Source organism: Flavobacterium shii (genome assembly GCF_025847235.1).
Lineage (GTDB): Bacteria > Bacteroidota > Bacteroidia > Flavobacteriales > Flavobacteriaceae > Flavobacterium > Flavobacterium shii.
Genome location: NZ_JAOZEW010000032.1, coordinates 35,916 through 49,326 on the forward strand (window position 1 = coordinate 35,916; position 13,411 = coordinate 49,326).

General features: G+C 32.6%; 8 protein-coding genes. 3 read left to right on the top strand and 5 right to left on the bottom strand.

The window, feature by feature from the left end; all coding sequences use genetic code 11:
* Positions 1-17: 17 nt before the first annotated feature.
* On the bottom strand, positions 18-2,135 hold the full coding sequence (locus OIU83_RS21945; RefSeq protein ID WP_264208412.1) for a TonB-dependent receptor plug domain-containing protein: 2,118 nt from the start codon (positions 2,133-2,135) through the stop codon (positions 18-20).
* A gap of 106 nt (positions 2,136-2,241) precedes the next feature.
* Between OIU83_RS21945 and OIU83_RS21950 the strand changes: the two genes are divergently transcribed.
* The gene (locus tag OIU83_RS21950; protein WP_264208413.1) at positions 2,242-3,153 is read left to right on the top strand and encodes a DUF6607 family protein; all 912 of its coding nucleotides are present in this window, start codon (positions 2,242-2,244) and stop codon (positions 3,151-3,153) included.
* Positions 3,154-3,214: 61 nt separating this feature from the next.
* Here the strand turns inward: OIU83_RS21950 and argS are convergent, their stop codons facing one another.
* Complete coding sequence (gene argS / locus OIU83_RS21955) at positions 3,215-4,996, bottom strand: arginine--tRNA ligase (protein WP_264208414.1); 1,782 nt, start codon at positions 4,994-4,996, stop codon at positions 3,215-3,217.
* A gap of 321 nt (positions 4,997-5,317) precedes the next feature.
* Here argS and OIU83_RS21960 point away from each other — a divergent pair, with 321 nt between their 5' ends.
* Positions 5,318-7,732, top strand: a complete 2,415-nt coding sequence (locus tag OIU83_RS21960; protein WP_264208415.1) for a TonB-dependent receptor family protein — start codon at positions 5,318-5,320, stop codon at positions 7,730-7,732.
* A gap of 260 nt (positions 7,733-7,992) precedes the next feature.
* Here OIU83_RS21960 and OIU83_RS21965 read toward each other — a convergent pair whose 3' ends face one another.
* From OIU83_RS21965 to OIU83_RS21975, 3 genes are all read right to left on the bottom strand, one after another.
* A complete protein-coding gene (locus tag OIU83_RS21965; RefSeq protein ID WP_264208416.1) occupies positions 7,993-8,664 on the bottom strand; it encodes a copper homeostasis protein CutC in 672 nt (223 codons plus the stop codon).
* Positions 8,665-8,788: 124 nt separating this feature from the next.
* Positions 8,789-9,112 (bottom strand): GIY-YIG nuclease family protein, encoded by a 324-nt coding sequence (locus OIU83_RS21970; protein WP_264208417.1) that lies wholly within the window; start codon positions 9,110-9,112, stop codon positions 8,789-8,791.
* Positions 9,113-9,452: 340 nt separating this feature from the next.
* Entirely contained in the window at positions 9,453-10,460 is a 1,008-nt protein-coding gene (locus OIU83_RS21975) for a 3-oxoacyl-ACP synthase III family protein (RefSeq protein WP_264208418.1), read from the bottom strand.
* Between the two features lie 273 nt (positions 10,461-10,733).
* Between OIU83_RS21975 and OIU83_RS21980 the strand changes: the two genes are divergently transcribed.
* Positions 10,734-13,145, top strand: coding sequence for an alpha/beta hydrolase family protein (locus tag OIU83_RS21980; protein WP_264208419.1), 2,412 nt, complete (start codon positions 10,734-10,736; stop codon positions 13,143-13,145).
* Positions 13,146-13,411 lie beyond the last annotated feature (266 nt).

The window sequence follows — 13,411 nt, forward strand, 5'->3', positions numbered from 1 at the left end:
GGTATTTCTGTTTTATATTAAAGATTAAGGTTATATGCTAATTTTAAAAAGTATGAACGCCCATAAGCAAGCATAACTTCTCCTGACGTGGCATGAGCTGTGCTTTGATTTGTTCCTGATTGAATTACATTTGTTACATCAAGAATATTTCTTGCCCCTATTGTAACTTCAAACTGATCTTTAAAAAAGTTTTTTCGAATAGAAGCGTCAAGCCAATTACTTGGATCAACTGTAGACAAAATATAAGATGAAGATCCCTCTACAAATTGCTGAGTTCGCCCGTTGTATTTATAATAACCTGAAACTATGGTTTTCCATTTTGGGATCATGTAGGAAGCACTTGCATTTAAATTAAACGAATAAAGAAACTTATCATCTGAAGTAAAGACTTGATTTTTTATTTCCTGAGAAATTCCAATTACTGCAGCACCAAAATTGAAGGTTAGATTATCTATTTTAAATTGATTCATCGTCGAGAAATTCCACATTCTGTATTTACTGATATTGACATATTGATATTCTGGATTTCCAGTATCTGGATTGAATCTTATAAGTGCCATATCTATCCTGTCATTAACATTTAAATAACTTCCTGCAAATGTGTTTGAAAGTTGTGCTCCAGAAGAAAATATAGTTGATTTTTTAAGACTGGCTTCATAAGAAGTACTTGTCTCAGGAATAAGATTCTCATTACCTACAAAAAAGTGTCCGTCAAAAATTTGTTTAGAATATAATTCCTCAAATGTTGGTGTCCTAAAAGAGTTTCCATAAGAACCACGAAGTTCAATTCCTTTATCAAATAAGTATCTCAAACCTAGAGATGAAGCATATTGATTATCAAACTGAGATTGAGCAGAAAATCTAATCCCTGGTCGGATAGAAAATCTTTCGCTTGCCATGATTTCTGAAGAAGCAAAAAAATCATAATTTTCAAGTGTTTTACGGACAGGTGCCATCATATTACTTGCCTCCTGAACTAAAGAATATCCTTGATTATTCACAAATTCATACCCTAATTGTAAATCAACGGTTTTATCTGTAAAAAAGTTATTTAAGGTTCCTGTAGAATAAAGCACTTCCATCGACTGATCTTTCACAGTAACATTATTTACCTCCGTTTTAGTAAACAAGTAATACCTGAAATCTTCTACATCACGTGCTTGTTTCTGGTGAGAAAGCGAAACATTATAATTCAATTGAGAAAATAACTTACCAGTAGCATTTATGCTATGAAAGTATCTATTTGTTAAATATCTTTTGTCATTCGCATAACGATATGCTCCTAAAGTAGTATTAAATCCAGATTGTACGGTACTATTATAATAGTCTACATTTTCATCTAAATATTCAAACTTATAGAAAAAACGAAAATTATCTTTGTGATATGCAATTAATGCTGTTGCGTTTAATTGGTCTTTGGGCAACCATCGATATCCACGTGTACCATCATTCTCGATATAATCAATTCCATTTTTATCGCTCAAATATCCCTGAAAATCGTTGCGATTTGCTCCAATTGAAACAAACCAATTTTTATTGAATGTATGTGAAACTTTTAAAGACTGGATATGACGCCCTTCCTTAAAAAGAGAATACTCTTTATTAACCGTTTCCTCTTGAACTGATGCTGTAATTCCCCACTGGTATTGTGAAGATTTCTTTGTAATTATATTTAACACTCCACTTACAGCATTTGCTCCATAACTCACTCCCATTGAACCTTCAACAATTTCAATATGATCTACATCGTTCAAATTTATTTGTGACAAGTCGATATTGTTTCCTAAACCTGCCTCATTCACTAATGGGACATTGTCAACCAAAATTTTAAAATACTGAGCATCTAATCCAAATAAAGAAACTGTAGAACGCCCGCTTGTTCCACTCGGTCTTACTGTAATATTTAGATATTGGTTTAAAACATCTGCTAAATTATTAGCTGCTAAATTCTGGATATCTTGATTTGATATTACGCGTACATTAAAAACCGACTTCTTTATAGATTGTGGTTCAAACTGACCTGTAACCACAACTTCTGATAATTCATTAGCACGAATACTGTCTTTTTGCTTTTCCTGGGCAGAAAGCGTTCTACAAAATACAAGGGTAACAAATAGGATGATTTTGGTTTTCATTATTTTTAATTAGTCTTAATAATCTCGGCAAATATATAATTATTTTAATTCATTCTAAATAAATTTTATATATTTGCTAAAAATTTTAAATCAAAAAAAACAAGTTATGATTACAAAAGGTCTCTGTTTATCAGCTGTAATGGCGCTATCTATTAATTTTGGATTTAGTCAGGAGTCTAAAAAGCAACAAGACATTAAATCGATAAAATCGATGTGTGGTTGTTATGAAGTAAAATTTAATTTTGCTGAAACATTTCAGTATTCTAAAGATTCCGTTAATTATAAACCTTCAAAAACTAAACATGATTATGGTTTGGAATGGGTAGAATTAGTTGAGGATACTCCTAACAAAATAATGCTACAGCATTTATTGATTGTGAGTGATAAAATGATTATCAAGCACTGGAGACAAGACTGGTTATACGAAAACACCGATTTATATTCTTTTTTTAAAGACAATACCTGGAAGTTCAACAAACTTGCTAAAAAAGACGTAAAAGGGCAGTGGACTCAAAAAGTATATCAAGTAGATGATAGTCCAAGATATGAAGGAACTGCTACATGGGTTCACGTAGATGGGAAAGATTACTGGGCAAATACTACAGACGCTCCATTACCTCGTAGAGAACATACAAAACGTGATGATTATAATGTTTTAAAGAGAAGAAATATTCAAGAAATCACTGCTACTGGTTGGAATCATGAGCAAGACAATGACAAACTTATAAGAGACAATAATGGCAAAGATGTACTATTGGCTCAGGAAAAAGGCCTTGATGTATATACTAAAGTAGCCGATTCTAAATGTCTTGCAGCTCAAAACTGGTGGACTGCAAATAAAGCGGTTTGGAAAAACGTAAGAGATAAATGGGATACAGTTTTTGCAGCAGATAAAGACTTAACGTTAAAAAATGATGTAGATAAAAAGCCGCTGTATTCGTTTTTATTCGACTTAAAACCGGATGCTAAAAAAGCCGAAAGTGATGCTATAATTGATAACTTCGTAGTTAAACAATAAATATATTTGGTTAGTTGTTAAAAGAGCCGGTAGTTTTAAAACTATCGGCTCTTTTTAATTTTTACATTCTCTCAGGAACTTCAATTCCTAATAAACTGAAACTTGATTTTATAATTTCTCCCACTTTTTGAGAAAATTGTACTCTGAATATTTTCTTGGTTAAATCTTCTTCTCCTAAAATATGTACCGACTGATAAAATGAATTGTATTCTTTTACCAAATCATACGTATAATTAGCAATTAATGCCGGGCTATGATTATGTGCTGCATTTTGGATTACTTCTGGAAAAAGTTCGATTTGTTTTACCAATTCTTTCTCTTTTTCATGAAGCTCTTCGATTCCATTGAGCGTCACGGAAAAATCAAAATCGGCTTTACGAATAATCGACTGAATCCTTGCGTATGTATATTGAATAAACGGACCTGTATTTCCAGCAAAATCAACAGATTCTTCTGGATTAAACAAAATACGTTTCTTTGGATCTACTTTTAAAATATAATATTTTAAAGCTCCAAGTCCGATTGTGCTATATAATTTTGCTTTTTCATCGGCAGAGAAACTGTCTAATTTCCCTAACCCTTCTGAAATTTCCTGAGCTGTATCGGTCATTTCCTGCATTAGATCATCGGCATCGACTACAGTTCCTTCACGGCTTTTCATTTTACCCGAAGGCAAATCAACCATTCCGTATGATAAATGATATAAACTTGAAGACCAATCAAAACCTAATTTTTGCAAGATCAGAAATAACACTTTAAAATGATAATCTTGCTCGTTTCCTACAGTATAAACCATTCCGCCAACATCCGGATGATCTTTTACACGCTGGATTGCTGTACCGATATCTTGCGTCATGTAAACAGCAGTTCCATCTGAACGCAATACAATCTTACGATCCAAACCTTCATCGGTTAAATCAATCCATACAGAACCATCGGGATCTTTTTCGAAAATACCTTTGTCCAAACCTATCTGAACAACATCTTTTCCTAATAAATACGTATTACTTTCGTAGTAATAACTATCAAAATTAACTCCTAAATTTTTATATGTAATAGCAAAACCATCATAAACCCATTGATTCATTTTGGCCCAAAGTTCTTTTACAGCTTCATCCCCAGCTTCCCATTTTAAAAGCATTTCTTGTGCTTCAAGAATTATTGGAGCTTGTTTCTTAGCCTCATCTTCAGTTTTACCCGCTTGTACTAATTCATTGATTTGTTCTTTATAAACTTTATCAAATTTTACATAATAATTACCAACCAATTTGTCGCCTTTTAAACCTGTACTTTGAGGTGTTTCTCCATTTCCAAATTTTTCCCAAGCCAGCATCGATTTACAAATATGGATTCCTCTGTCGTTTATAATTTGAGTTTTGTATACTTTTTTACCAGCAGCTTTAATAATCTCAGCTACTGAATATCCTAACAAATTGTTACGTACGTGACCTAAGTGTAATGGTTTGTTTGTATTGGGCGAAGAATATTCTACAATAATTGCTTTATCAGAAGGATTTGGCTCTACAAAACCATATTTTTTTCCGTCTTTAATTCCATTAAAGAAATTCACATAATAGGTATCGGCAATAACAATATTCAAAAAACCCGAAACTACATTAAAACGAGCCACTTCAGCAACATTTTCTACCAGATAATTTCCGATTTTATTTCCTAATTCAACAGGATTACTTTTAACCACTTTTAATAAAGGAAAGATAACCATAGTAATATCGCCTTCAAACTCTTTTCTGGTAGTTTGAAATTCGATTTTATCTACAGCTACTTCAAATAAGGCTTGTATTGCTTTTTGTATAGAAGGCGTAAGAATTTGTGATAATGACATGTAAACTTAGTTTTAAAGTGTGCAAATATACTGCTTATTCATCAATTACAGAAAATGTGAAAGATTTAAAATCTACGGTAAGAAGTCTTATTATCTTGAAAAACAATTAAGACTCATTCAAAATAACAGTTCTAAATCACTGATAAACAAAGCTAAATTCACAAAACAACTATTTTTTTTCATGATTCTTGTAACATAAAATCGATATTATAGTCTTAATAGAGTCTTTAAATAAATTTTTCAGCAAGATTAATCAACTTGTATTTAAAGAAAAAATCATCAATCAAAATTCTATTAATCTATTCTAACAAATCAAATTTTATGAAACTTAAACTTATCATGTTGTTGCTTATTGGGGTAATAACATCGGTACATGCTCAAAATTCCGGAAGTGTTTCTGGAAAAGTACTAGAAAAAGCCACTAACGCTCCTATTTCTTATGCTACTATTGCAGTAAAAGAAGAAGGAAAAACAATAGCAAGTGGCGTGACAGATGATAAAGGAGACTTTATTTTAAAGAACATCCCTTTAAAAAATTACATTTTAGAAATACAATACATCGGTTTTAAAAACTACAAAGCCAACCTATACTTTAATGATTCAAAAAAAGAATACACTTTTAAAGTTGCTCTTGAAGAAGAAGCAACTCAATTAAAAGGTGTAAATATCATTAGCGAACGCTCTACTATTGAACAAAAGATAGACAGAAAAGTAATTACTGTAGGTAAAGATCTTACTACAGCTGGTGCTTCGGCTTCGGAAATCATGAACAATATTCCTTCTGTGAATGTGGATCAAGATGGAAAATTATCATTACGTGGTAACTCAAACGTACGTGTATTAATCGACGGAAGACCATCAAACATTGACCCAGCTCAATTGCTTAAGCAGATTCCATCTACATCTATAAAGAAAATTGAGTTAATCACAAATCCTAGTGCCAAATATAATCCAGAAGGAATGTCTGGAATTATAAATATCATTTTGCATAAAAATGCCAACACTGGTTTCAACGGAAGCTTTAATGCCGGAATAACTTTTGGGAAAACAGCAAAATATAACAATTCATTAGATTTAAACTACAAAGTAGGAAAGGTAAACTTCTTTGGAAGTGCCGGACGTAATTTTGGAGTTTATGAGAACAAAGGACAAATCGATCGATTGGATACAGATTTAACTCAAAATCTAAAAATCACAAATGACAATGATTCTTACTTGTACAAAATCGGTATGGATTATTACATCAATGACAACAATACTATTTCTGTTTACACCAATCAAAACTCTTTTACCGGACTTGGTAATGTGAACACAAACATTAATTATGGCGTAGGAGGTCCTATCAAAAACATCTATCAAAAATCAATATACGATGGAAAGAATAATAACAACACCTACAATTTAGCATACAAACATCTTTTCAAAAAAGAAGGACATACTTTGGACGTTGAAGGAAACTTCAATGATTACAAACAACCTCAAACTGCTTATTTCGATACAAAAACAACTGATAACACAAGTAATGCATTGACTTCGCTTTACAATGATTATATAAAAGATGTTAGAAAAAACAGTACTTTAAATATTGATTACGTTAATCCTTTGGATAAGAAAACAACTCTTGAAGCTGGTGCAGAGGCAAGAATTACGAGAACTTCAAGTGATTATACAACTGGAAATCCTAATGTACTTCCAGAAAGTCGAGTTTCTAATTATACGTATGATACCGATATCTATTCTGCTTATGTAACTTTTGGTCAGAAATTCACTAAATTTAGCTACCAGATTGGAGCACGATTTGAGAGTTATAAAGTTCAAGCTAACTTAAATTATGGACAAACAAAATTTAATGATGATTATGTAACACTATATCCATCTGCTTATTTTACTTATAACCTTAACGAAAATAATACTTTTCAGTTTAGTTATAGTCGTCGTGTAGACCGTCCGAGTATAGAACAAACAAAACCAATACGTGAGTTCTCAACACCATTAGTAACTTCATTTGGAAATCCTGAATTGAGACCTCAATTCACAAATTCTGTTGAAATAAACTATACCAAAACTATTGGAAAAAGTACTTTTACTGCTGGAGTTTATGTAAGAAGCATCAATGATCAAATTAGTAGAACACTATATCCTGATGAAGCTGATGAAACACACCAAAAGCAAATTATGAGTTATACCAATTTTGACCATAATACTGCATACGGATTCGAAATGTCGGCAAATTATAAGGCTGCAAAATGGCTGGATATACAACCATCGATCGATTTCTCAAGTATTAACCAACAAGGAATTGTTTTTATCATAGATCCTGTAACAAATCTTTCAACACCAATAAGCAAAAGTATTGATGCTAATTCTTTTAATGCCAGACTTAATGCAAACTTCAAAGCTAACAAACGCTTGAGTTTCTTATTATTCGGTTTTTACAGAGGTCCTGTTGATGGAATCCAAAACAACAGTCATGATATGTACAAAATGGATGCTGGTACACGTTATACATTATTGGATAGTAAAATGACTTTAAGCTTGCGTTTTAATGATGTTTTCAATACTATGAAATATGCCTTTGATGCTACAAACCCTTATCCTCAAAAAGGAGAATTTAGATGGGAAAGTCAAACCGTATATTTTGGTTTAAGCTACAACTTTGGTGGTGGTAAAAACAAAAGCTTACAACGCAAACAAAGAGAAGACAACACGAATAAAAGTGGTGGAGGAATGTTTTAATCCATCACACTTATTCGAATATTTTAATAATTGAATATTTTTTAGTAGTAAAGAAAGCCCAGAGTATGCCACTCTGGGCTTTTTTGATATATATAAATTGCCTAAAAAAAGAACGCGGATTATACGGATTCGCCAAGGCGAAAACGCGGATAAAAACGATTTTTTTTCTTTTGGCTATTTTTTAAAATCAGTTTTTATCTGCGTCTTTCCTTTAGTAAATCCGTATAATCCGCGTTCTTTTTTAGTCAGCTTTAATAAAATTACAACTTTGCTGTTAAAGCATTAACTTCTACAGCGCTCGCCGTTTCGCCAGAATCAGTAATTGCCGATGAATGGAAAAAAGTATTTCCCAGTTTTTCTTTTAATAATCCGATATTCGAAGATCTAAGTCCACCACCTGGCATGATGATGATTCGATTGTTTGCTTTTTGACTTACTGCAATAAGAACATCGATTCCTTCTTCTACATTTTTTCCTTGTCCTGATGTTAAGATTGTTTTAAAGCCACAATTAATTACATCTTCCAAAGATTTAAACACATCCGAAACAACATCAAAAGCACGGTGAAATGTACAAGGAAGCGGGTATGCCAAATTAATCAATGTCGTATTTTGTGCGATATTAACACTCCCGTCTGCATTTAGATTTCCAAATACGAATCCGTCAACATTGCATTTTTTATATTCAATTATATTTTGTTTCATTACCTCAAATTCTGCATCAGTAAAAACAAAATCCCCCCCTCGAGGTCGGATAATAACATTTAAACCAATCTTTGCTTTTTCCCTTGCAGCCTGAACTAAACTTAAACCAGGAGTTGTTCCTCCTTCTTTCATATTTACACACAACTCGATTCTGTTTGCTCCATTTGCCTGAGCGATTTCTACAGAATCAAGATTAAAACACGCAATCTCTAATTGACTTTTTTCCATTTTTTATTATTCTTAAACAATTGCAATAGGCTTTGACTCTGCTCCACCTGACAATAAAATGAAGATAAAATAGCAATCAAAAACCGGAGTGTCATCCTGAGCGAAGTCGAAGGCTAATTTACTACTAAATCTTCTTTTTATTATAATTTTTAAAATGAGTTTCGTTCAAACATTCCGATAGTTTTTTTAAATCTTCCCAATTATCAGCCATAATAGCCTCTTTCTTCTTTCTACTCCAACCTTTTATTTGCTTTTCAAATAAAATAGCTTGATTTACATCATTAAACTCAGTACAGAATACTAACTCAAAAGGTCTCTTATTAAATGTGTAGCAATCGCTATTTAACCCATAATTATGTTCAGTTAATCTTCTTTCGATATTATTTGTTACTCCTGTATAATAACTATTATCGGAGCATTTTAATATATAGACATAATATCCTTTCATTTTAAACAATATTAATTAAAGCTAGCTTTGACTTCACTCAGTTTGATAAATCAACTTTAAAAGTAAGAAAAATGACTCAATAAAAAAACTGTCCCTAAAATTCTATTGCAATCTTGAACGAAGTAGGCGGTTTATTAATTGGAAATGGGCTTTGACTTCTCTCAGTCTGACAATTCTTATCAATTACTACATTTTTTTCATTTCATTATCACCCTGAGGCGAAGTCAAAGAACACAACGATTGGAACGTGACTTCGACTTCGCTCAGTCTGACAAATGCGTATAAAAAAACCTGCTCCAAAAGAACAGGTTTTAAAATATATATAGTGTATAAATTTATATTACCATTTGATAATTGCACTTCCCCATGTAAATCCACTACCAAATGCAGCCAAAACAACCGTATCTCCAGATTTGATTTTTCCTTGTTCCCAAGCTTCTGTCAATGCAATCGGAATAGATGCTGCAGTTGTATTACCGTATTTCTGAATATTGTTATGAACTTGATCATCATTCAAGCCAAATTTCTTTTGGATAAATTGAGAAATTCTCAAATTTGCTTGGTGCGGAATCAACATATCGATATCTGAAACCTGTAGATTATTGGCTACCAAACCTTCATTAATAACTTCGGCAAAACGTACTACTGCATTTTTAAATACAAATTGTCCGTTCATATAAGGGAAATAACTTTCGTCGTTCGGGTCATTATCTGCCAAGATATCTGTTACCCAACGTGCTCCCATTCCTGGTGCTGTTAGCGATAATTCTTCGGCATGTTGTCCTTCTGAGTGTAAGTGTGTAGATAAAATCCCTTTTGTAGTATCTTCTTCTCTACTCAAAACAGCAGCTCCTGCTCCATCTCCAAAAATTACAGAAACTCCTCTTCCTCTGGTTGTCATATCCAAACCTGTAGAATGTACCTCGGAACCAATTACCAAAATATTTTTATACATTCCTGTTTTAATATATTGATCGGCAACAGAAATAGCATATACAAAACCAGAACATTGATTTCTTACGTCCAATGCTCCTACCGTTCTTAATCCTAAATCACGTTGTACCAAAACTCCTGGACCTGGAAAATAGTAGTCTGGGCTTAATGTTGCAAAAACAACAAAATCTATATCTTCTTTGGCAACACCAGAACGTTGAATAGCAATTTCGGCAGCTTTTACTCCCATCGAAGTTGTAGTATCTTCACCACGAATAATGTGTCTGCGTTCTTCAATTCCTGTTCGTTCTTGAATCCACTCGTCATTAGTATCCATTATTTTAGACAAATCGTCATTGGTTACCACATTTGAAGGGACATAATATCCTAATCCCGATATTTTTGAATGATACATATTTTTTTATTATTCGTTAAAAATTTCGACTGCAAAGCTAAACATCTTTTAAAAATCACGTACACAATTTAGTGATTTTTTCGTAATCGGCAATTCCACCTATCCTTCACGCTAACTGTATTTTACATCCTTCTTTTCTCCTGTAAGAAAAATACATTGAATATAATATTTTTTTCATAAGAACCTCTTCCATTATAAAAATCTAACAAGATTAGATTACTTTAGACAAATTATAACATTCAATACCTTTAATTAATTACAAAAGTTTCAATCATGAAATTAAAAGTTACTTTATTTCTATTTCTAAATCTTGGCTTAGTGGCTTTTGCGCAAGAGAATTTAACGTATCAAAAACCATCCAAGTCTATACTTGATCTGGCCGACTATGAAAAAGCTCCCAGCGTATCAATGGATACCAAGAAAGAGTTCATGCTTTTATCTTATAGAAATACCTATAAGACTTTAGAAGATTTAAACCAGGAAGAACTTCGTTTAGGAGGTTTAAGAATTAACCCAGTAACAAATATCTCGAGTACGGTTACTTATGTCAAAAATCTTAAATTAAGAAAAATAAATGACACCAAAGAAATACAGGTATCTGGTTTGCCAAGCAATCCGCATATTAGCAATATATCATGGTCTCCTAATGATAAGAAGATCTTATTTTCTCATACTACAAATACAGGTGTTGAACTTTGGGTTATAGATGTTGCTTCTGCAAAAGCAGTAAAACTAACGGATGCCACAGTAAATGCAAATCTCGGAAATCCGTTTAGCTGGTTTAAAGATAATGAAACTATTTTGGTAAAAATGTTACCAAAGAACAGACCAGCATTATTAGATCCTAAAAAGGATTTACCTACGGGTCCGATAATTTCTAATGCCGATGGTTCTAAATCTCAAAACAGAACCTATGCAGATATGTTGAAAAACAAAAATGATGAAACTAATTTTGAAAACATCATCACTTCCGAATTATATAAAGTAAACATAAATGGTACTGCATCTCTATTTAAAAGTGCTGATATGTATGCCGGAGAAAAAATTTCGCCCGACGGAAATTATATAATGTTATCTACAATCCAAAAACCTTTCTCCTACATTGTTCCCTTTAACAGATTTCCATCAAAAGCTGTCGTTTATGACAAAAATGGTACTGAAGTAAAAACAGTAAACGAAGTTCCTCTTTATGAAATTATGCCAAAAGGTTTTATGGCTGTTCGCAAAGGAAAAAGAGAAATGGCATGGAGAGGTGATAAACCTGCAACGCTTTCTTATGTTGTCGCTTTGGACGGAGGAGATCCGGCTAACAAAGTTGATTTTAGAGACGAAATATTCCTTTGGAACGCACCATTTAATACCGAAGCAACTTCTGTAACAAAAACACCACAACGTTTTAATGACATTACCTGGGGAAATGATAATGTAGCAATCCTAGTGGATGAATGGTATGACACCCGTAATATAAAAACATACTTGATCAACCCATCGGATCCAAGTCAAAAACCAAAAGTAATATTCGACAGAAACTCACAAGATATTTATACCGATCCAGGTATTTTTGAACTTAAGAAAAATCAATATAATAAATATGTTCTTGCTATAGAAAATGACAATGCTTTTCTTATTGGAGAAGGATTTACCAAGGATGGACAATTTCCATTTATTGATGAATTCAATCTTAAAACGCTAAAGAAAAAAAGATTATATACCTCAACTTATAAAGACAAAAAAGAAGACATATTAGATATTGAGGACTTTAAAACAGGGAAAATTCGAGTACAAATTCAATCTAAAAATGAATACCCTAACTATTACTTTAGAAACATAAAGAAACAAAATAGCTTAACTCAGATTACCTTTTTCAAGAATCCTTTTGAAAGCATTAAAAACGTAAGTAAAGAAGTAATTAAATACAAACGAAAAGATGGCGTTGAATTATCCGGAACTTTATATTTACCGGAAGGATATGACAAGGTCAAAAAAGAAAAACTCCCGTTATTAATTTGGGCATATCCAGCAGAATATAAAGATAAAAACAGTGCTGGGCAGAGTAACCAAAATCCAAATGAATTTACGTTTCCTTACTATGGTTCATTTATATATTGGGTAACCAAAGGATATGTTGTTCTTGATGATGCTTCTTTTCCTATTATTGGTGAAGGAACTACAGAACCTAACGATAATTTCATCACACAATTAGTAGATGATGCCGAAGCTGCAATAGATGCTGTAGATGCTTTGGGATATATAAACAGAAAAAAAGTAGCAATAGGCGGACATTCTTATGGAGCTTTTATGACTGCTAACTTATTGACTCATTCTAATCTTTTTGCTTGTGGAATTGCACGAAGTGGTGCCTACAATAGAACCTTAACTCCATTTGGTTTCCAGAGTGAGCAGCGTAACTACTGGGAAGTCCCGGATGTTTACAATACAATGTCACCATTTATGCATGCCGATAAAATGAAAACACCATTACTGTTGGTTCATGGTGAAGCCGACAATAATCCAGGAACTTTTACCTTGCAAACAGAGCGTTATTTCCAAGCTTTAAAAGGATTAGGAGCACCTGCAAGAATGGTAATTTTACCTAAAGAAGCTCATAGTTATGTCGCTAGAGAAAACATCTTACATTTGCTTTGGGAACAGGATCAGTTCTTAGAGAAATATTTAAAGAATTAATACTGATAAAAAACTCAGTCATTAACATAAAAACAAAATCCCCTAAATGATGAATTTAGGGGATTTTGTCGTTTTATACCGGACTTAATTCCCATAGGATTTTATTAAGGAGCTCCCGAAGTGTCGGGACCATCTGGACAAGAGAAAACCAAACCAATTGCATGAGATTTTAAAATAATCTAAAAATAACTTATACGCACTCTTTTCCTCATGAAAAAGTCTGATTCTGTTAGTTATATAACTTATTGAGACCAGTGAAAGGATTA

Excerpts from the sequence above, each read along its gene's own strand:
- OIU83_RS21945 (WP_264208412.1), bottom strand. The coding sequence starts at position 2,135 with ATGAAAACCAAAATCATCCTATTTGTTACCCTTGTATTTTGTAGAACG.
- OIU83_RS21950 (WP_264208413.1), top strand. The coding sequence starts at position 2,242 with ATGATTACAAAAGGTCTCTGTTTATCAGCTGTAATGGCGCTATCTATT.
- argS (WP_264208414.1), bottom strand. The coding sequence starts at position 4,996 with ATGTCATTATCACAAATTCTTACGCCTTCTATACAAAAAGCAATACAA.
- OIU83_RS21960 (WP_264208415.1), top strand. The coding sequence starts at position 5,318 with ATGAAACTTAAACTTATCATGTTGTTGCTTATTGGGGTAATAACATCG.
- OIU83_RS21965 (WP_264208416.1), bottom strand. The coding sequence starts at position 8,664 with ATGGAAAAAAGTCAATTAGAGATTGCGTGTTTTAATCTTGATTCTGTA.
- OIU83_RS21970 (WP_264208417.1), bottom strand. The coding sequence starts at position 9,112 with ATGAAAGGATATTATGTCTATATATTAAAATGCTCCGATAATAGTTAT.
- OIU83_RS21975 (WP_264208418.1), bottom strand. The coding sequence starts at position 10,460 with ATGTATCATTCAAAAATATCGGGATTAGGATATTATGTCCCTTCAAAT.
- OIU83_RS21980 (WP_264208419.1), top strand. The coding sequence starts at position 10,734 with ATGAAATTAAAAGTTACTTTATTTCTATTTCTAAATCTTGGCTTAGTG.